Here is a 19,502-nt window from a genome sequence, read left to right as displayed (position 1 = left end):
ACATGGTTTTTTAGAATTACTTCCCTTCCAAAATCTTCATCGCCTCCAACGCCGCTATTTGCCCTGATATCAAAGCAGGAGGTACGCCAGGACCTGGCACGGTTAGCTGACCAGTAAACAATAAATTTTTGATATGCCTGGCCCGCATGCTGGGTTTAAAAAACGCGGTTTGGGCAAGCGTATTAGCCAAGCCATAGGCATTGCCTTTAAAAGAATGATAGTCGGCTTTAAAATCTTTAAGTGCGTAGCTGCGCTTCAATACAATGCTATCGCGGATGCTTTGGCCGGTAATGTTTTCAAAACGATCTATCATCACATCAAAATATTTTTCACGGGTGGCGTCGTCGTCGTCCAGTCCGGGGGCAATCGGCATAAGGAAAAATAGGTTTTCCCCTCCTTCGGGGGCTGCATCCGGGTCGGTTTTGGATGTACAGCATACATAAAACAGCGGTTTGCTTGGCCATTGTGGGTCTTTATAGATCTCTTTGGCATGTAATTCAAAATCCTCATCAAAAAATAAGCTATGGTGTTGGATGCCCTGTACCTTTTTGTTAGTACCGATGTAGAACAACAGGCTCGAAGGCGACATCGTGCGCTTATCCCAATATTTTTCGGAATAGTTTCTGTCCGGAGCTTCTAAAACATGCTGATCAATATGTTCATAATCGGCACCGGCAATTACAAAGTCTGCTGTATAGCTTCCATTGTTGGTTTGGATGGTTTTTGCCTGTCCATCCGCAACGTCAATTTTGGTTACCTCGGTATTTAGTTTGATGTCTACTCCATAGCTTTCGGCAACGCTTACCATCGCTTTAACAATTTCGTTCATGCCACCCATGGGGTACCACGTACCAAGGGCAAGGTCGGCATGGTTCATCATGCTGTACATGGCGGGGGTATCTTGCGGGGTAGCTCCTAAAAATAGCACCGGGAACTCCAGCAGCTTTATCAGCTTGGGGTTTTTAAAATACTGGCGCACGTGGCTGCTCATATTAGTGAGCAGCTGCATGCTAAAGCTTTTACGTATAAGGTTAAAATCGATGAACTCCGTAATGGAATGCGAGGGACGGAATACATACTCGCCCATGCCTACTTTATATTTATAAGCAGCCTGTTCTAAAAACTTGCGCAGGCCTGCGCTACTGCCGGGTTCTATCTCATCGAACAGATTTTCCAGTTTGCCCATATTGGCAGGCACATCCAGCACATCATCTTTACCATAATAAACACGGTAGCCGGGGTCAAGGCGTTTCAGGTCGTAAAAATCTGACGGCTTTTTACCGAAGATGGAGAAGAAATTCTCGAATACATCGGGCATCCAGTACCAGCTTGGGCCCATGTCAAACTTAAAACCGTCCTTCTCCCAAACGCGCGCGCGGCCGCCAGGCTGGTCATTCTTTTCTAAAACGGTGACCTTGTAACCCTCTTTTGCCAGCACACAGGCCGAAGCCAGCCCGGCAAAACCTGCCCCGATCACGATAATTTGCTTATTCTTATCCATCAGCAGCCAAATTAAGCAAAAAAGCTTCACCCTGCCCTTCTTCAAGGTAGCGGGAGTGAAATTTTTTAAAGTCTTCTACTTTGTACAGAACTATGCATTATTTAATTATAATTATGGTATTCATGAATGCTGCGCAAATTAGGTGAGGCTTTGAAACAATACAGGTTTCATTTTGTACTTTTGGGTGATGAACCTGTTCGACGAAACATGCTTTGAATGCAGCAAGCTGATAACCACCAAATACAGTACTTCTTTTAGTACCGGTATCAATGCGTTCGACAAGCGTTTTAGATACCCTGTTTATGCTATTTATGGCTTTGTGCGCTACGCGGATGAGATCGTTGATACCTTTTACGACCACGATCAGCGCCAGTTGATAGATGAGTTTAAGGAAGAAACTTTTAAGGCTATCGACCGCGGCATCAGCACCAATCCTGTACTGCAGTCTTTTCAGCAGGTGGTTAATAAATATAGTATCGAAAAAGACCTGATCAACGCTTTCCTTACCTCCATGAAAATGGACCTGGATAAAACGGCTTATGATGATGACGGTTATAAAACTTACATCTATGGCTCTGCCGAAGTAGTTGGACTAATGTGCCTGCGCATCTTTTGCGAGCACGATGCTGCGCTTTACGATAAGTTGGTCCCAAAAGCACGTAGCCTGGGTTCTGCATTTCAGAAAATAAACTTTTTGAGGGATATCAAGTCAGACTATGAGGACCGTGGCCGCACGTATTTCCCCGAGATAGATTTCACCAACTTTACCGAATCGGATAAACAACTCATTGAAACCGACATTAAGCAGGATTTTGATGATGCGTTGGAAGGGATAAAGTTATTACCAAGCGGCAGCAGGCTGGGCGTTTACGTGGCTTATATTTACTACCTGCAGCTGTTTAAAAAAATAAAGGCTACTACGGCCCTAACTATTATGCAAAAAAGGATCAGAGTTTCTGATACGCAAAAGCTAAGCCTGTACTTAAAGGCAAAGCTGCATCAAAAACTCAATATAATTTAATACAACCCGTACCGTTATAAAATTCTGATGCTTGTAAGATTTAGATACCTGTTATTGCCGGCCTTGTTGCTGTTATTTGTACCACTAAACCGGGGCAATGCCAGCGCTATGCCCGATAATATTGTTGAGCCCAACCTCCATGTTATACGTAAACTATTAGTAACGGCCATCAACAGCAGTAAAACAACCGATTCGTTATATCGCAACCTCGGATCGATTAAAAATCGTACAGGCCTTATAACCGGCTATTTGGGCACACTGGAAGCTTTAAAAGCTAAGCATACCTGGAACCCCTATTACAAGGTGAAGTACCTCAACGACGCCGAAAAGTCATTTAAAGGCGCCGTAATCCGCGACCCGGCAAATATAGAGATCCGCTTTATGCGATTTTCGGTTGAGCATAATGTGCCGGGCTTTTTAGGCTATACCAAAAACCTGGTTGCCGACCGTACCGAGATCATCAAACAGATAGACCGCAAGCATTATTCATCGGCAGATGCGGCTTTGGTAAAAACCATCATTACTTTTTTAATAGATTCTAAACGCTGCACTCCTGCAGAAAACAGCAACCTTTCACAGCATTTAGCCGCCTTATAAGTGAAATACACCTACCTGCTTATCAACATAGCCACCATCTTTTTCCCGGTTGTATTATCGTTTGATAAGCGCGTGGCCTTTGCTAAAAGCTGGAAGTTCATTTGGCCGGGAATGGCTATTACAGGTTTGTTATTTTTGTTTTGGGATGTGCTGTTTACCATTCACGGCGTATGGTCGTTTAATGATAAATACATAATAGGCATCAAATTCTTTGGCCTGCCACTTGAGGAAATCCTGTTCTTTTTAACCGTCCCCTTTGCCTGTATCTTTATTTATGCTTGCTTAAACCATTATGTTAAATGGCAACTGAGCAGTGATGTATCGCGCAGCATCTCCGGCTTATTGGCGTTAGCGTCGGCATTTATACTGTTGGATAATTTTAACAAACTGTATACCGCAGTTACCTTTAGCCTGCTTGCCATTATACTATTGCTTTTGCTATTTGTTTTTAAGGCCAATTGGCTGGGTAGGTTTTACATGGCTTTCCTGGTATCGCTTATTCCGTTTTATTTAGTGAATGGGTTGCTGACATCTATCCCTGTGGTGCTTTATAACGACAACCAAAACCTTGGCTTCCGTGTGGGGACCATCCCTTTCGAAGATCATTTTTACAGCATGGCCTTGCTGCTGATGAACGTTGGCTTTTTTGAGTATTTTAAGAACCGTAAAAAGCTTGCTGCATAATGGCCGACCTGCCTTTATATACCAAATCACAACTCGCCCTGCGTAACGGGCAGGATAAGCCGCAGATTTGGGTGGCTTACAAAGGCATCATTTATGATGTTACCGAAAGCCGACTATGGCGCAACGGCAAACACTACGAGCACTGGGCCGGGCAGGACCTCACCGAAGAACTCGCTGACGCACCGCATACCGAAACCGTTTTTGAAAAGTTTACGGCTATTGGGAAGTTGGCTTAAAAACTTTTAAATATCCGTCATTGCTGTAAGGGTACGAAGCAATCTCTACATAGGCAGAGCGGCTCTGTATAGCAAAGAGATTGCTTCGTACGCAATTACGCGCTGGTGAAAGTTAGAAACTTACCCCAACAAAAAAACCTGCCCAAGGGCAGGTTTCTGTATATATATTGAGTTTATTATATTTTAGTTTTCGGCATAGATCGGTTTTGCAACATTATTATCATATGCTTTCAAATTCTTTTTAAGCAGCTTCCGGGCTACGTGGATGCGGGTTTTAACAGTACCGATTGGGATTGTTAAATGATCTGCTATTTCGTGGTATTTGTGGCCTTCAAAATACATAGTGAATGGCACGTAGTAATCTGATGGTAAACGGTCTAAAGCGCGTTTAATATCGTCCATTACAAATTTAGCCTCACCTTGGTTTTTTGTTGAGCTGAATACCAGGTTCGTAGAAGATATCTCGTCGCTTTTTGTAACAAATGTGCTCATTTTAACAAAACGGCGATAGTTATTAATGAAGGTATTTTTCATGATGGTATATAACCAGCCTTTTAAATTTGTTCCTTCTTTAAACTTGTTATAATAAGTTATAGCTTTCAACATTGTATCCTGAACAAGGTCGTTTGCATCGTCAGCATCATGTGTAAAATGTAAGGCATAAGACCTTAATGAAGTTGCTTGACGTAATACCAGGGTGTTAAACTCAATCTTTGTCATTCTGTTAATGTTTTGTATTGAGTAGTAGGCAAACATGATACCAGTTTATGAAAAGCGTATGAAATTACAGATGTGCCTGTTTTAGCAGAATAACAGCAAGGAATTTGCTCAAAAAATGAATATTTTAACATAAATAGCTATAAACAAGATATTTACAGCATTTTATCACAGAATTGTCTTATTAGCTTATTATTAGCAAATAGTTAAAACAAATATTTTTTTAACTTGCTATAGATGAGTGGAGTGCGAAATTAAATTCTAATTAATTTAATTAATCGATAATATTAACCTCGCGTTGTAGCGTAACGCCAAATTTAGTGTACACACTGTCTATGATTTGCGACGATAGGCTGTATACTTCTTCACCCGTTGCGCCGCCGTGGTTCACTAAAACCAGCGCCTGGTTCTTCCATGTACCTGTATTGCCAACGGTTTTACCCTTCCAGCCGCATTGTTCTATAAGCCAACCTGCGGCAATCTTTATTTGTCCATCAGTTGTTGGGTAATTAACAACCGCGGGGAAGTTTTTGTTTAGCGTTTCAAATTGCGCTGCAGCGATCACAGGGTTTTTAAAGAAGCTCCCCGCGTTACCAATTGTTGATGGATCGGGCAGTTTGGATACCCGGATGTGAGATACTACTTTAGATACGTCTTCAATTGTTGGGTTACTGATGCCGCGGTTGGCCAGTTCCTGCTCTATAACCCCATACTTTAAGTTGATGTTTGGCTTAAGCGATAAATGGAACTTTACCCCCACTATAATATACTGCCCGGCAAGTTCTGTTTTAAAAACACTCTCGCGGTAGCCAAATTTACAATCCTCTTTAGTGAAAACACGAAAAGTTCCGGTAGCGATCTCGAACGCGCGGCAACTTTCAAATACATCTTTCAGTTCTACCCCATAAGCACCAATATTTTGTATGGGCGATGCACCAACCGAGCCCGGTATCAGGCTCAGGTTTTCCATACCTGCGTAGTTGCGGTCTACACAGAAGTTAACCAGGTCATTCCACACCTCGCCGGCACCGGCCTCTACAAATACATCATCGTGACTGATGCGATGCTCTATCCCGCGGATGTTAAGGCGAATAACCAGGCCTTCAAAATTATTCACCAGCAGCATATTGCTGCCGCCGCCAAGCACCAGCCGGTCTATCTGTGCCCATTGCGGGTCGGCAAAAAGTTCAACCAGTTCATCTTCGTGGCTTATCTCTGCAAAGTAACGGGCGTTGGCATCAATACCAAAAGTGTTGAATTTTTTAAGCGATACGTTCTCCTGTATTTGCAGCATGAATAATGATTTTGGAATTGTGGCGAATTTCGGAATTTTTATTGGCATGCGATAGTTTTACAAAAGCAATTCACTATATTCACCTGCAATAGACACCAAATGAAACCTAAATTATTACTTATAACTTTTGTATCTGCCTGCTTTATAAACTCAGCGTCGGCACAGGATTTTAAAACCAGATTTAAAGAAATATTCCCGAAAGGAAACCCCGATTCCACGCTTAACTTACTTAAGCAATGGCGCAAGGCCGCACCTAATGACCCCGAATTTTATGTATATGCATACAATTTTTATGCACAGGAAGGCCTAAAACCGGCATTGAGCCTTACTAAGTCGAAAGGAAGTGATGAAAGCTTTGAACTGAAAGATAAAAATAATAAAACCGTAGGCTATTTAGGGAGTACCGATAGTTACAATGAAACTTTTATAAAAAAAGGCTTTAATTATATAGACACTGGTATAAGCAAGTATCCAAACAGGCTTGACATGCGGTTCGGGAAAGTTTACGTGCTCGGCAGGATTAAAAATTACCAGCTTTTTACGCGTGAAATTATTGATGCCATAAATTATGGTGAAACCATCAACTTAAAATGGGCATGGACGGACGGCAAACCATTGGAAGACCCAAAAGAGTTTATGCTGGCTACTGTACAGCAATACGTTGTACAAATGTTTAACGAAGGCAACCAATACATGGACAATATAAAGAGCATTGCCCAAACCGTATTAAAATACCATCCCGACCATGTGGAAAGTTTGTCAAACCTATCGATATATTACATCGTTAATAAAGATTTTAAGAACGCGTTGATACCATTGCTAAAAGCCGAAACGATTAAACCGCAGGACTACATCGTATTAAATAATATCGCTTATTCTTATAGTTTACTTGGCGATAAACCCAACGCCATAAAATACTATTTGCTTGTAGTTAAGTATGGCGACGAAGAAAATAAAAAAATGGCAACAGAAAAGATAGCCGAATTAAAAAAATAATTACCTCCTAAACCACTTCTTCCCCACTACCAATAACCCAAACTCTTCCGAAGGATTTTTCTCTGTTGATTTATGGTGAATTTTATGCGCCCTGCGAATGGCAGAAAGATACCAGTTGCTGCTTTTGAAAGCCTTGAAACGGTTATGGATAAACCAATCGTGGAAGATGAAGTAGATGGTGCCGTAAGTACTAATACCGGTACCGATCCAAAAGCGATAATCTAAAGTGGTATGCCCCACCCACATCAGCCATAAAGCCAGGGCAGCAAACCCAATACTGAACAGATCATTCAGTTCGAACAAGCCGTGGCGCTGCTGGTGGTGCGTTTTATGAATAAACCACAGGGGCCCGTGGAACAGGAATTTATGCATAGCCCAGGATGCAGCCTCCATCGTAGCTATTGTTCCTATCACTATACCTATATGTACAAATATCATTTTAGTTAGCTGCCAATGCAGGCTTTATTATGTTTTCTATTTCGGCCATGTTGGCTTCATCTTTACCATCATAACCAACTTTGTTAAATATAAGTTTGCCCTGTTTGTCAAAAATAAAAACAGCAGGATAGCCGTCAAACCCCAAAATATTGTCGGCGCATTTGGTAGGGTTACTGGGTTGTAAGCCATGAACCATTTTGCCGGCTATCTCAACCTTAGCGTCGCAACCCGGCAGAAAATATACCGGCAGCTTAAAAGAATCAAGTGTACTTAAAAATTGGTATTGATCAACGTACTTTTTTAACGAGCGGTCTTTTGCTATAAATTTCTTTACGATCTCCCTATCCGTACGGCTGATGGTGATAAAGCAAAAGTGCTTGTTACCGGCATATTTGGCATGCAGGTTATGCAGCATTTTCATTTCAATGAAACATGGCGGACAAGGGATGAACCAATTATCAATAAAAAGAACCTTACCCTTGGTCAACTCTTTAATTTTTACGAGCTTTCCGTTAATATCCAGTAATTCGAGATCCGGGATAGCAGTTATAGGTGACTTCTTCGGCCCGGAAACCTGAGCGTTTACTGCAAAAAAATCAAGTAATAAAAACAATAAGATCAACGAAAGGGACTTTTTCATACAGCTTGCATTATATTTAAAGATAACAAAAAACCGGCCTGAATTGGGCCGCTTTTTTTCTTAAAATCTCTGAATACTTAAATATGTATTGCCCTGTTCTCCGTTGCCGCTAAGCATGCTTCGCGCATGGCTTCGGTGTAGGTTGGGTGGGCGTGGCTGGCGCGGGTTACGTCCTCTGCAGAGGCGCGAAACTCCATGGCAATTACTGCCTCGGCTATCATATCCGCAACACGGGGGCCTATCATGTGTACACCCAGTATCTCATCGGTAGTAGCATCGGCCAAAACCTTTACAAAACCATCCAGGTCGCCGCTTGCACGGGCACGGCCGCTGGCTTTGAACGGGAACGACCCTACTTTGTATTTTGTACCGGCTTCTTTCAATTGCTCTTCGGTATAACCAACAGCGGCAACCTCAGGCCACGTGTAAACAACACCCGGGATGAGGTTATAATTAATGTGTGGTTTTTGTCCGGCTATCAGTTCGGCAACAAAGGTGCCTTCATCCTCTGCCTTGTGGGCAAGCATGGCGCCTTTAACCACATCGCCAATGGCGTAAACGCCCTTAACGCTGGTTTCCAGGTGCTCGTCAACCGTAATTTTGCGGCCACGCTCTTCAACGGTAATGCCTATTTTATCCAGGCCTAAACCATCGGTATAAGCAACGCGACCAACGGCTACCATACAGTAATCGCCTTTAAGTTCTTGTTTCTCGCCTTTAGGGTTATCAAACGTAACGGTAACCTCTTTGCCTTTGGCAATAGCGCCTGTAACCTTGTGGCCCAGGTAAAACTCCATGCCTATTTTCTTCAACACCTTCTGCAACTCGCGGCCTAAGCCTTTATCCATGGTTGGGATAATACCATCCATAAATTCAATTACAGACACCTTTGCACCCAAACGCGCGTAAACCGAACCCAGCTCTAAACCAATCACCCCACCACCGATCAATATCAGGTGTTTAGGTATTTCGGTCAAAGTTAAAGCCTCGGTAGAGGTAATAATGCGTTTCTTATCTATCTTCAGAAAAGGCAGACTTGCCGGTTTAGAACCGGTAGCAATAATCACTTTTTCAGTGGTTAGTTCGGTAGCTTTACCATCGGCAGCGGTAACAATAATGGTGTTTTTATCTTTAAATGAACCTACACCAACGTGCACTTCAATTTTATTCTTCTTCATCAGGTAAGTGATACCGCTGGTGTTGGCATCAACAACTTCCTGTTTGCGTTTTATCATCTGGCCAAAATCAATACCCAGGTTATCTAATTTAATACCGTGTGCAGTGAAAGTGTGGGCAGCGTTATAGTAATGTTCGGACGAATCAAGCAAGGCCTTAGACGGGATACAACCTACGTTTAAGCAGGTACCGCCAAGGGTGTTATATTTTTCGATAATTGCGGTTTTCATCCCAAGCTGGGCGCAGCGTATTGCCGCCACATAACCACCCGGACCAGAACCTATAACGATTACATCATATTGCATAGTAGTGTATTTTGGTGGCCGAAGTTAAGGAATGTTTGCAGGCTTATAAATAGGTAATTGATTAAAATGTGAGGGGATTGACATAAGCCCCACCCAACCCTCCCCGGCAGGGAGGGCTTTGAAATCTCCCCTTACGGGGGAGATTTAGAGGGGGCTTTGTAACACCTTTATCATTCGTTAGTATATTACCCATTTACTTACTAAATTAGGCTCATCAATTAATACTGACCCGAACATGAAAAAACTCTCCGCATTAATCTTGTTTATTGCTGCAACCTGCAGCGGCGTGTTTGCCCAAAGCAACTACGTTAAAGAAAATTTTACCAAAAAGGATGTTTACATCACCATGCGCGATGGCGTAAAACTTTTCACCTCCATTTATACGCCAAACGATGCCTCAAAGGATAAAAAATATCCCATTATGATGCAGCGTACCTGTTACAGCATCGCGCCTTACGGCGAAACAAAATATCCCGGACAGGTAGGCCCCTCAAAATACATGATGCAGGAAGGTTACATTTTTGTGTACCAGGATGTGCGCGGCCGCTACAAAAGCGAAGGCACATGGACCAACATGACCCCGGTTATCGACAATAAAAAAAGCAAAACTGATGTTGACGAAGGCTCAGACACTTACGATACCATCGACTGGCTGATCAAAAACTCGGTCGGCAACAACGGCAGAGTTGGGCAATGGGGTATTAGCTATCCGGGCTTTTACACCGCAGCAGGTATTTTAAGTAACCACCCGGCACTAAAGGCATCATCGCCGCAGGCACCAATCTCCGATTTCTTTTTTGACGATTTCCACCATAACGGCGCGTTCATCGAAAGCTACTTTTTCACTTTCCCGGTATTTGGCGTGCAAAAAACAGATACCACTACCAAAGCATGGTACCAAAACACCATGTTTAACCCCGGTACTAAAGATGGCTACCAGTTTTTGCTGGACCTTGGCCCACTTAAAAATGCCGACAAATATTACAAAGACAACTTTTTTTGGCAGGAAACGGTTAACCACCCAAGCTATGACGAGTTTTGGCAAAAACGTGGTTTGCTGAAACACTTCAACAAAGTAAAACCCGCGGTAATGCTGGTTGGCGGCTGGTTTGATGCCGAGGATCTGACAGGCCCGCTGGCTATTTACAAAACCATCGAGAAGAAAGACCCGAGCGCTTATAACACCATTGTAATGGGTCCGTTTGGGCACGGCAGGTGGTCGCGAGAGACGGGGCACACCATGCACAGCAACATTTACTTTGGCGATAGCATTGCAACGTTCTACCAAACCAATATCGAGCAAAAATTCTTTAACCACTTCCTGAAAGGCAAGGGCGACAAAAACTCTGGCTTGCCGGAGGCTTATATGTTCAACACCGGTAAAAACGAGTGGCACAAGTTTGATAAATGGCCCGCTACCGAGGCTACCCACGTTAAGTTTTACCTGAACAGCGATGGTAAACTGGCAGATGCAGCGCCGGGTGCAACTGGTAGCACCACCTTTGTTAGCGACCCGATGAAACCGGTACCATATACTGAGGATAACACCACCACCATGGGCTTTACCCCGTTTAATTACATGAGCGAGGATCAACGTTTTGCAGGCCGCCGTACAGATGTATTGGTTTTCCAGACGGATGTTTTAACGGATGACGTTACCCTGGGTGGCGAGATGATGGCTAACCTTAAAGTAGCTACCACCGGTACCGATGCCGACTGGATAGTGAAACTGGTTGATGTTTACCCTGCCGACGAGCCGAACAACCCATACATGCCTAACAAGAACATTATTTTGAGCAACTACCAGCAAATGGTGCGTTCGCAAATTATGCCGGCACGTTTCCGCAATGGTTTCGAGAAAGCTGTACCGATGGTAGCCAACCAAAAAACAGATGTAAACTTCCACCTGAATGATGTGCTGCACACCTTTAAAAAAGGCCATCGCATTATGATACAGGTACAAAGCACATCGTTCCCGCTGTATGCGCGTAACCCGCAAAAATTTGTAGAGAACCCATACAAAGCCGAAGCAAGCGATTACCAGAAAGCAACCCATACCGTATTTAACGACAGCTTTATTGATGTGGAGGTGTTGAAGTAAGAGATTAGAGGTTTTTACACCATGTCATTGCGAGGAACGTAGTGACGTGGCAATCTCAGCATATCCTCTTGTCCTATGAGGTTGCCACGCTACCGCTCGCAATGAGATATTTAAAATTGAAAAAGAAATAAAAATGAAATTATGCCTTCTGGCACTTTTGATCTTAACGGGCTTTACCGCGCATGCTCAAGTAAAAGTCATTAAGCTTGGTAATGGAGAAATACCTAAGTCAATTACTTATAAAGGACATATTATTGATGTTGTAAAATATACTGATGCGGACGGCGAGCATTTGGTTATCACTACAGAAACAGGTAAAACACCATCTAAAAATAGCGATAGCGATGGCGATGGTTATAGAGACGCAGCACTATATGCCTATCACTATTTAGTGCAAACGGGCAGTTATAAACTTACGTGGTCGGTTTATGACTTTATAAAAGACTGTCCTGTTGATATACGAGCCAATTTTATTCGTAAAACCTTCGCTGTTACAGATCTTGACAATAATGGCAAAGCAGAGGTTTGGCTCATGTATCGCACAGTATGCCATGGAGATGTAGGTCCAAGTGATATGAAAATAATTATGCATGAGGGCAATAAGAAATATGCCATGCGCGGTGAAAACAAAGTTAAGGTTTCTGAAAAAGATTACATAGGAGGGAAATATACTTTTGATTCCGCTTTTATTACTGCACCTACAGCATTCAAGTTATACGCAAAAAATTTATGGAACAAAAACCTGTTAGAAAATTGGGATCAATAACATTAAAAATGAAAATAAAAAAAGCAATTTATGCAGGCTTAATTTTATCTGGCTTAATTTCAGGTACTGCTCACGCCCAGCTCGGCACACATAAAGAAACTTTTACCCGTGCAGATACTTTGCGCGGGATGCTTACGCCGCTGCGTACCTGTTACGATATCAACTACTATCACCTGGATGTGAAGTTTGATATCGACAATAAAGCCATTAGCGGTAACGTGCTTTTTAAATACACCGCTACGCAGGATTTTACCAAGCTACAATTCGACCTATTTGCTAACCTGAAGATCGAGAAAGTGGTTTACAAAGGCAAAGAAGTACCCTACACCCGCGAGTTTAACGCGGTATTTGTCACTTTCCCGCAAACAATAAAAAGTGGTAGTAAGGACCAATTTACCGTTTACTACTCGGGCAACCCAACCATTGCCAAAAATGCCCCATGGGATGGTGGCGTAGAATATAATGTAGATTCGCTTGGGCACAAGTGGGTATCTACCGCCTGCCAGGGTATGGGTGCCAGCGTTTGGTGGCCTACAAAAGACCACCAGGCTGATGAGGTAGATAGCGTGCTCATTAGCATCAGCGTACCCAAAGGATTAAAGGATGTGAGCAACGGCCGCCTGCGCAAGGTTACCGACTTAAAGGATGGTTATACCCGTTTCGACTGGTTTGTGGCTAACCCTATCAACAACTATAACATAGAAGCCAACATTGGCGATTATGTGCATTACAGTGATACCTACATAGGCGAAAAAGGCAAACTCACCATGGATTTTTGGCCCCTAAGTTACGACCTCGAAAAAGCTAAGAAACACTGGGGCGCAAACGCTAAACCAATGTTAAAAGCTTTTGAACACTGGTTTGGCCCCTACCCTTTTTACGAGGATGGTTACAAACTGGTAGAAACCCATCACCTGGGGATGGAGCACCAGAGCGGTACGGCTTATGGTAACAAATTCCGCAACGGTTACCTTGGCCGCGATATGTCGGGCACCGGCTGGGGCTTAAAATGGGATTACATTGTGGTGCACGAGAGTGGGCACGAATGGTTCGCCAATAACATTACCTCAAAAGACCTTGCCGATATGTGGATCCACGAAGGCTTTACCACCTATAGCGAATCGCTTTTTGTGGAGGAAAACTGGGGCAAACAGGCCGCGCAGGAATATGTTCATGGCTTACGCACAGGGATCCAAAACGATGGCCCTATCATCGGCCCTTACAATGTGAACAAAGAAGGCTCGGGCGATATGTACCCTAAAGGTGCCAACTTCCTTAATATGATCCGCACGGTAATTAATGATGATGAGAAATGGCGCGGCATCCTGCGTGGGTTAAACAAAACTTTTTACCACCAAACCGTTACCAACGATCAGATCGTTAACTACATTAACGAGCAAAGCGGTAAAAACCTAACGCCGGTATTTGACCAGTATCTAAAATACAAGAATCTGCCAACGCTGGAGTTTGCTACCATCAACGGTAAACTATACAGCCGCTGGATAGCCGATGTAACCGGCTTTGCCATGCCGGTACGTGTAAAGATCAAGGGCGGTGAGTACCAGTACATCACCCCAAAAATGAGGTTTACCCCAGTTAATATTGAAGGTGCAACTAAAGATAATATCGAGGTGGATACCTTTAATTATTATATAGGGGTGTTGGTGGATTAATTCTTCCTTTTGTCATGCTGAACGATAGTGAAGCATCTATTCTTGACAAAGGCCTTTCCAATGGAAAGGCCTTTGTCATTTTACAACACGTTATTGCGAGCAATAGCGATGTGGCAATCCCCTACTTACAGAGACGCAGACTGGTCTATCGAAGATTGCCACGCTACGCTTACAGCAATGACGCGTGGTTATTATTTTTTTTTCTATTTCATGCAACTAACCCAACCAAGGTTGCGTCTAATAGTTAAACAAACACTAAATCACCCCAAAAATGAGAACATTAAAAACACTTTTAGTAGCTACCGCATTGGTAGTAACAGCAGGCTTAGCAAAAGCAGATACACAAGACCGCCACCTTACCGGCTTTACATCAGTCGCTGTAGCAGGTTCGTACGATGTATTCATCACCCAGGGTTCGTCAGAATCTGTAAAGGTTGATGCCCCGGCGAACATCATTGATAAGATCATCACCGAAGTAAAAGGCGGTGTGTTGGTTATCCACACCAAAGAAGGCACCAACTGGAACTGGGACAGCGGCAACAAAAAGATGATCGTTTATGTATCTATTAAAGATATCAGCGCGGTTAGCCTTGCAGGCTCCGGCGATGTGGTATTTAAAGATGGCTTAAGGGCATCATCATTAAAGATCAAACTAACCGGCTCTGGCGATATTAGCGGCAAGGTTGATGTGAAGAACCTGGAAAGCAGCATTGGCGGTTCGGGCGATATCACTTTATCAGGCCGTGCAGATAACTCTACCGTTAGCGTAGTTGGTTCTGGTGATTTCACCGGCCAAAATTTAGTGACCACCAACACCCAGGTAAAAGTTGCCGGCAGCGGCGATGCAAGGGTGAACGCAAACGACAAAATTGATGCTTCGGTTGTGGGCTCGGGCGATGTACATTACACCGGTTCTGCCAAAAATATCTCCAGTTCTAAAGCAGGTAGCGGCAGCGTTAGCAGGATGTAATCCTCCGGCGAAAACGAGACGGAAAAAAGTAAGTAAAGGGCGAAAAAAAGTCCACAAAAAAGGCTTCGGGATATCCCGAAGCCTTTTCGTTTATATATAGATTGGTTATGCTAATTGTTTAGCTAACTTTTCTGCAAGTACTGATTTGGGTACAGCGCCAATTTGTTTGTCAACAATTTCGCCGCCTTTAAAGTATAATAAAGCCGGGATGTTACGGATACCGTATTTCATCGATATGCCCGGGTTGTTATCTACGTTCACTTTACCTACAACAGCTTTGCCCTCGTATTCTTTAGCAAGTTCTTCAACTACAGGCCCTACCATTCTACACGGGCCACACCACTCTGCCCAAAAATCGATAAGTACCGGTTTATCTGATTTAAGTACAAGTTCGTCGAAGTTTGCATCAGTTATTTCTAAAGCCATGATTTTTATATTTTAATAATTTTATACAAATATATACTATTCAAATAGCTTGCCACAAGCAGGGGCATCACAATGTGACAATTATATTATCAACATCTTAAGATATGACAAAGGCCGCTTTATTTTGCGCTTAGTAAGGTTACTTTTTGTGTTGAGAAAGTATCAAAAGTTCATCGTTATTTAAAAATTCTTTTAGTTCTTCCAATGAGTAGACTTCCATATTCCCCATTTAGTAAGCACGATGACGTTCTAAAATAACCTCCTCTTGTTGTGTAAATAAATCCATATGTAATATCATAAAACTACATCAATACTGCATGCGCGTTGGTCAAGCTAAATATATCAGCCATTAACTCATCGCTTGGGCTTACCTTGTGCGATTTGGAGAGCAGGTCTACATACATCGCCTCTTCGCCATCACGGATCTTGAATTTAAGGGCACAGCTTTTGGCCGGGTATTTTTCGTTATTGGTAGTGATCACCTGCATCAGGCTATCTAATAACTGGTTATTCAGCGCTTTTACATCAAGGCAAACGGTTAAGGATTTGGTGAGTTTATCCCTCATTTCGGATAGTAAACTCATTACGGTAACCCTTAAATCCCAGTTATCTTTCTGGCGGAATTTCTCCTCGATACTCCCTTTAACATGCAGAAAATAGCCATCAACCATCATATTACGGAACTTTACATAGTCCTCACCAAAAAAGGCAAATTCGTAGCTTTCGTTGTAATCTTCTAACACAAACGTGCCAAATGGCTTACCCATCTTAGTCGTTTTATGCTGAACGTTGGCCACTAAACCCCCAATGTTGATCTCGCCGCGTTTACGCAGATTAGCCAGGTTTTCCATTACCTCTTCCCCTCCCTCGCCCGAGCGGGCTTTCTGGATGTTCTTTAGTTCGGTAATGCTGGTATTGCAATACTTATCCATCTCCAGCTTAAAATTATCAAGCGGGTGCCCGGTTAGGTAAATTCCGATTACATCCTTTTCGTATTTCAGCTTTTCTATCAGCGGCCATTCCTCAGCTTCAGGCATAGCCGGCTCGGGGATGTATGATGCTACCGAACCACCAAATAGTGATGATTGCGAGCTGCTTTGTGTATTTTGGTAATCATTACCATATTTGATCAGGCGTTCTACCCCGCTTAAAATACCATTCTCTGTTTTGGCGAAAAACTGTGCGCGGTTCAAACCAAATTCATCAAAGGCACCACCATAAACCAAATTCTCGTAAGATTTACGGTTTACCGATCTGGTGTTAGACCGTTGCGCAAAATCATAAACGGTTTTATAAGGGCCGCGTTCTTTACGCTCTTCAATAATACTTTCAACAGCTTTTTCGCCTACACCTTTAACACCGGTCAATCCAAAGCGAATAACCCCTTTTCTGTTGGCTGTAAAGGCGAGGTCGCTTTCGTTAATATCGGGGCCTAAAACCTCCACACCCATACGGCGGCATTCTTCCATAAAGAAGGTGATCTTCTCCATGTTATTTTGGTTGTTTAGTACCGCCGCCATATATTCTGCCGGGTAATGCGCCTTTAAATAAGCCGTTTGGTAGGCCACAAAAGCGTAACAGGTAGAGTGCGACTTATTAAACGCATACTGGGCAAATGCCTTCCAGTCGTTCCATATTTTGGTAAGTTTATCTTTGGGGTGGCCTTTGGCAATAGCCCCATCCATAAACTGGGCTTCCATTTTATTGAGTACCTCAATTTGCTTTTTACCCATCGCCTTACGCAAAACGTCGGCGTCGCCTTTACTAAAGCCTGCCAATTTTTGCGACAGAAGCATCACCTGCTCCTGGTACACGGTAATACCATAGGTTTCGCCCAGGTATTCTTCCATGTCGGCAAGGTCAAACACAATGGGCTCTAAACCATGCTTACGTTTAATAAAGTTAGGAATATACTCAATCGGGCCAGGGCGGTAAAGGGCATTCATGGCGATCAGATCCTCAAACTTATCGGGTTTCAGGTCGCGCAGGTACATTTGCATCCCGTCGCTTTCAAACTGGAAAGTGCCGTTGGTATCGCCACGCTGGTAAAGCTCATAAGTTTGCTCATCATCCAGCGGAATGTAATCTATATCGATGTGTACATCGTGGTTTTGTTTGATAAGCCTTAGCGCGTCCTTAATAATGGTAAGGGTTTTAAGGCCCAGAAAGTCCATCTTAATTACACCGGCATCCTCAATTACTCGGCCATCATACTGGGTAACCAACAGGTCCGAGTCCTTAGCGGTAGCCACCGGGACGATCTCTGTTAAATCGTATGGCGCAATAATGATACCCGCGGCATGCACACCTGTATTACGTACCGACCCTTCCAGCTTTTCAGCCTCGCGGAGCACAATACCTTTCAAATCGGCCGATTTGTAGATAGCCTGCAACTCTGGCACCTGCTCAATAGCTGTTTTAAGGTTGATCCCTAAGGTATCGGGCACCAGCTTTTTCATGGCGTTCACATCGCTCAGCGGCATATCCAACACGCGGCCCACATCCTGGATACTGGTACGGGCAGCCATAGAACCATAAGTGATGATCTGCGCTACCTGGTTCTTGCCATACTTATCAACCACGTAATCGATAACCTTTTGGCGCCCGGCATCATCAAAATCGGTATCAATATCGGGCATACTCTTCCTGTCAGGATTCAAAAAACGCTCGAACAGGAGGTTATACTTTAATGGGTCGATATTAGTGATACCCGTACAATACGCCACCACAGACCCCGCTGCCGAACCTCGGCCGGGACCGATAAACACGCCAATATCGCGGCCATGCCTAATAAAGTCAGCTACGATTAAAAAGTAGCCGGCAAAACCCATGGTGCGGATGGTGAACAACTCAAATTCAATGCGTTCCTCAGCCTCGGGGCTGATATCTATATATCGCTCCTTGGCACCCATATAGGTAAGGTGTTTCAGGTATTCCCACTGGTTTAGCGTATCGGCATCCGCAGTGGTGTGGATCTTAAATTTTTCGGGGATGACAAAGTTAGGTAACAGGATGTCCCTTTTAAGTTTCAGTACATCAACTTTGTCTACAATTTCCTGCGTATTATCCAGCGATTCGGGAATATCGCTGAATAGTTTGCTCATTTCGGCCTGTGTTTTAAAATAAAACTGGTCGTTGGTAAAACCGAAGCGGTAACCCTTACCACCTTCTTCATCAGTAGCTATGGGGGTGCTTTGTAAATCGCCTGTGTTTACACAAAGCAAAATATCGTGGGCGTTACTGTCCTGCTGATCCACGTAGTGCGAATCGTTTGAACAGATAACCTTAACATTGTATTTCTTAGCAAATTTTGCCAGCACCAGGTTAACAGTGTTTTGCTCGGGGATGTCGTGGCGTTGCATTTCTATATAGAAATCTTCGCCAAAAAGATCCAGCCACCATTTAAATTCAATTTCGGCAGCAGCTTCTCCATCGCGCAAAATAGCCTGCGGTACCGATGCGCCAAGGCAGCAGGTGGTAGCTATAATCCCTTTATGATATTTCAGGATCAGTTCTTTATCAATACGTGGCCACTTGCTGTAAAGGCCTTCCATATAACCTAACGAGCATAGTTTGATGAGGTTCTTATAGCCTTCAGCATTTTTGGCCAGCATCAACTGGTGGTAACGCTTGTCTCTTTTCTCTTTGGTAAATTGCTTTTTATGCCTGTCATCCACCACATAAAACTCGCAGCCTACAATAGGTTTTACGTTGTGTTTACCCGCCTCGGCCACAAACTTGAAGGCACCAAACATGTTCCCGTGGTCGGTAATGGCCAGTGCTTTCATCCCATCGGCAGCCGCTTTTTTATATAATTTTGATATATCGGCGGCACCATCAAGTAAAGAAAACTGGGTATGTACGTGTAAGTGCGAAAATTCGGGCATATGTTATCTCTTTCTGCTGATCCTGTGGAATACAAATTTATCAAAAATTAAAAATTTAAGCCAACCTTGTTGAT

General features: G+C 43.4%; 17 protein-coding genes. 9 read left to right on the top strand and 8 right to left on the bottom strand.

Going from position 1 to position 19,502, the window contains the following annotated elements:
- Positions 1-16 precede the first annotated feature (16 nt).
- The gene (locus RHM67_RS06195; protein ID WP_322231230.1) at positions 17-1,501 is read right to left on the bottom strand and encodes a phytoene desaturase family protein; all 1,485 of its coding nucleotides are present in this window, start codon (positions 1,499-1,501) and stop codon (positions 17-19) included.
- A gap of 187 nt (positions 1,502-1,688) precedes the next feature.
- Here RHM67_RS06195 and RHM67_RS06190 point away from each other — a divergent pair, with 187 nt between their 5' ends.
- From RHM67_RS06190 to RHM67_RS06175, 4 genes are read left to right on the top strand one after another with little or no spacing between them, the layout of a single operon-like run.
- The gene (locus RHM67_RS06190) at positions 1,689-2,522 is read left to right on the top strand and encodes a phytoene/squalene synthase family protein (RefSeq protein ID WP_322231229.1); all 834 of its coding nucleotides are present in this window, start codon (positions 1,689-1,691) and stop codon (positions 2,520-2,522) included.
- Between the two features lie 27 nt (positions 2,523-2,549).
- Positions 2,550-3,119, top strand: a complete 570-nt coding sequence (locus RHM67_RS06185) for a hypothetical protein (protein ID WP_322231228.1) — start codon at positions 2,550-2,552, stop codon at positions 3,117-3,119.
- Entirely contained in the window at positions 3,120-3,803 is a 684-nt protein-coding gene (locus tag RHM67_RS06180; RefSeq protein WP_322231227.1) for a lycopene cyclase domain-containing protein, read from the top strand.
- Positions 3,803-4,039 (top strand): cytochrome b5 domain-containing protein, encoded by a 237-nt coding sequence (locus tag RHM67_RS06175; protein WP_322231226.1) that lies wholly within the window; start codon positions 3,803-3,805, stop codon positions 4,037-4,039. Before RHM67_RS06180 ends, RHM67_RS06175 begins: the two co-directional genes overlap by 1 nt.
- Before the next feature lie 183 nt (positions 4,040-4,222).
- Here the strand turns inward: RHM67_RS06175 and RHM67_RS06170 are convergent, their stop codons facing one another.
- The gene (locus RHM67_RS06170) at positions 4,223-4,759 is read right to left on the bottom strand and encodes an RNA polymerase sigma factor (protein WP_322231225.1); all 537 of its coding nucleotides are present in this window, start codon (positions 4,757-4,759) and stop codon (positions 4,223-4,225) included.
- 271 nt (positions 4,760-5,030) lie between these two features.
- Positions 5,031-6,050, bottom strand: coding sequence for a UDP-N-acetylmuramate dehydrogenase (murB, locus tag RHM67_RS06165; protein ID WP_322231224.1), 1,020 nt, complete (start codon positions 6,048-6,050; stop codon positions 5,031-5,033).
- A 99-nt stretch (positions 6,051-6,149) separates the two neighbouring features.
- Between murB and RHM67_RS06160 the strand changes: the two genes are divergently transcribed.
- On the top strand, positions 6,150-7,046 hold the full coding sequence (locus RHM67_RS06160) for a hypothetical protein (RefSeq protein ID WP_322231223.1): 897 nt from the start codon (positions 6,150-6,152) through the stop codon (positions 7,044-7,046).
- Here the strand turns inward: RHM67_RS06160 and RHM67_RS06155 are convergent, their stop codons facing one another.
- From RHM67_RS06155 to lpdA, 3 genes are all read right to left on the bottom strand, one after another.
- A complete protein-coding gene (locus RHM67_RS06155; protein ID WP_322231222.1) occupies positions 7,047-7,484 on the bottom strand; it encodes a sterol desaturase family protein in 438 nt (145 codons plus the stop codon).
- A 1-nt stretch (position 7,485) separates the two neighbouring features.
- Positions 7,486-8,124 carry a TlpA family protein disulfide reductase gene (locus tag RHM67_RS06150; RefSeq protein ID WP_322231221.1) on the bottom strand — a complete coding sequence of 213 codons (639 nt, stop codon included), beginning with the start codon at positions 8,122-8,124 and terminating at the stop codon, positions 7,486-7,488.
- Between the two features lie 77 nt (positions 8,125-8,201).
- Entirely contained in the window at positions 8,202-9,605 is a 1,404-nt protein-coding gene (gene lpdA / locus RHM67_RS06145) for a dihydrolipoyl dehydrogenase (protein ID WP_322231220.1), read from the bottom strand.
- A 235-nt stretch (positions 9,606-9,840) separates the two neighbouring features.
- On the opposite strand from lpdA, the gene RHM67_RS06140 reads away from it, so the two are divergent.
- From RHM67_RS06140 to RHM67_RS06125, 4 genes are all read left to right on the top strand, one after another.
- Entirely contained in the window at positions 9,841-11,706 is a 1,866-nt protein-coding gene (locus tag RHM67_RS06140) for a CocE/NonD family hydrolase (protein ID WP_322231219.1), read from the top strand.
- A 133-nt stretch (positions 11,707-11,839) separates the two neighbouring features.
- Entirely contained in the window at positions 11,840-12,472 is a 633-nt protein-coding gene (locus RHM67_RS06135; RefSeq protein WP_322231218.1) for a M949_RS01915 family surface polysaccharide biosynthesis protein, read from the top strand.
- Positions 12,473-12,480: 8 nt separating this feature from the next.
- A complete protein-coding gene (locus tag RHM67_RS06130; RefSeq protein WP_322231217.1) occupies positions 12,481-14,145 on the top strand; it encodes a M1 family metallopeptidase in 1,665 nt (554 codons plus the stop codon).
- Positions 14,146-14,416: 271 nt separating this feature from the next.
- A complete protein-coding gene (locus tag RHM67_RS06125) occupies positions 14,417-15,115 on the top strand; it encodes a head GIN domain-containing protein (protein WP_322231216.1) in 699 nt (232 codons plus the stop codon).
- 105 nt (positions 15,116-15,220) lie between these two features.
- Here RHM67_RS06125 and trxA read toward each other — a convergent pair whose 3' ends face one another.
- Complete coding sequence (gene trxA / locus RHM67_RS06120; protein WP_252757981.1) at positions 15,221-15,541, bottom strand: thioredoxin; 321 nt, start codon at positions 15,539-15,541, stop codon at positions 15,221-15,223.
- Between the two features lie 302 nt (positions 15,542-15,843).
- On the bottom strand, positions 15,844-19,428 hold the full coding sequence (dnaE, locus tag RHM67_RS06115; protein ID WP_322231215.1) for a DNA polymerase III subunit alpha: 3,585 nt from the start codon (positions 19,426-19,428) through the stop codon (positions 15,844-15,846).
- Positions 19,429-19,502: the final 74 nt, after the last annotated feature.

It is taken from the genome of Mucilaginibacter sp. 5C4 (genome assembly GCF_034345625.1).
In the GTDB taxonomy this organism is placed as follows: Bacteria; Bacteroidota; Bacteroidia; order Sphingobacteriales; family Sphingobacteriaceae; genus Mucilaginibacter; species Mucilaginibacter aurantiaciroseus.
Note: the sequence above shows the minus strand (reverse complement) of the source record. Positions and strands in the feature narration are given on the sequence as shown.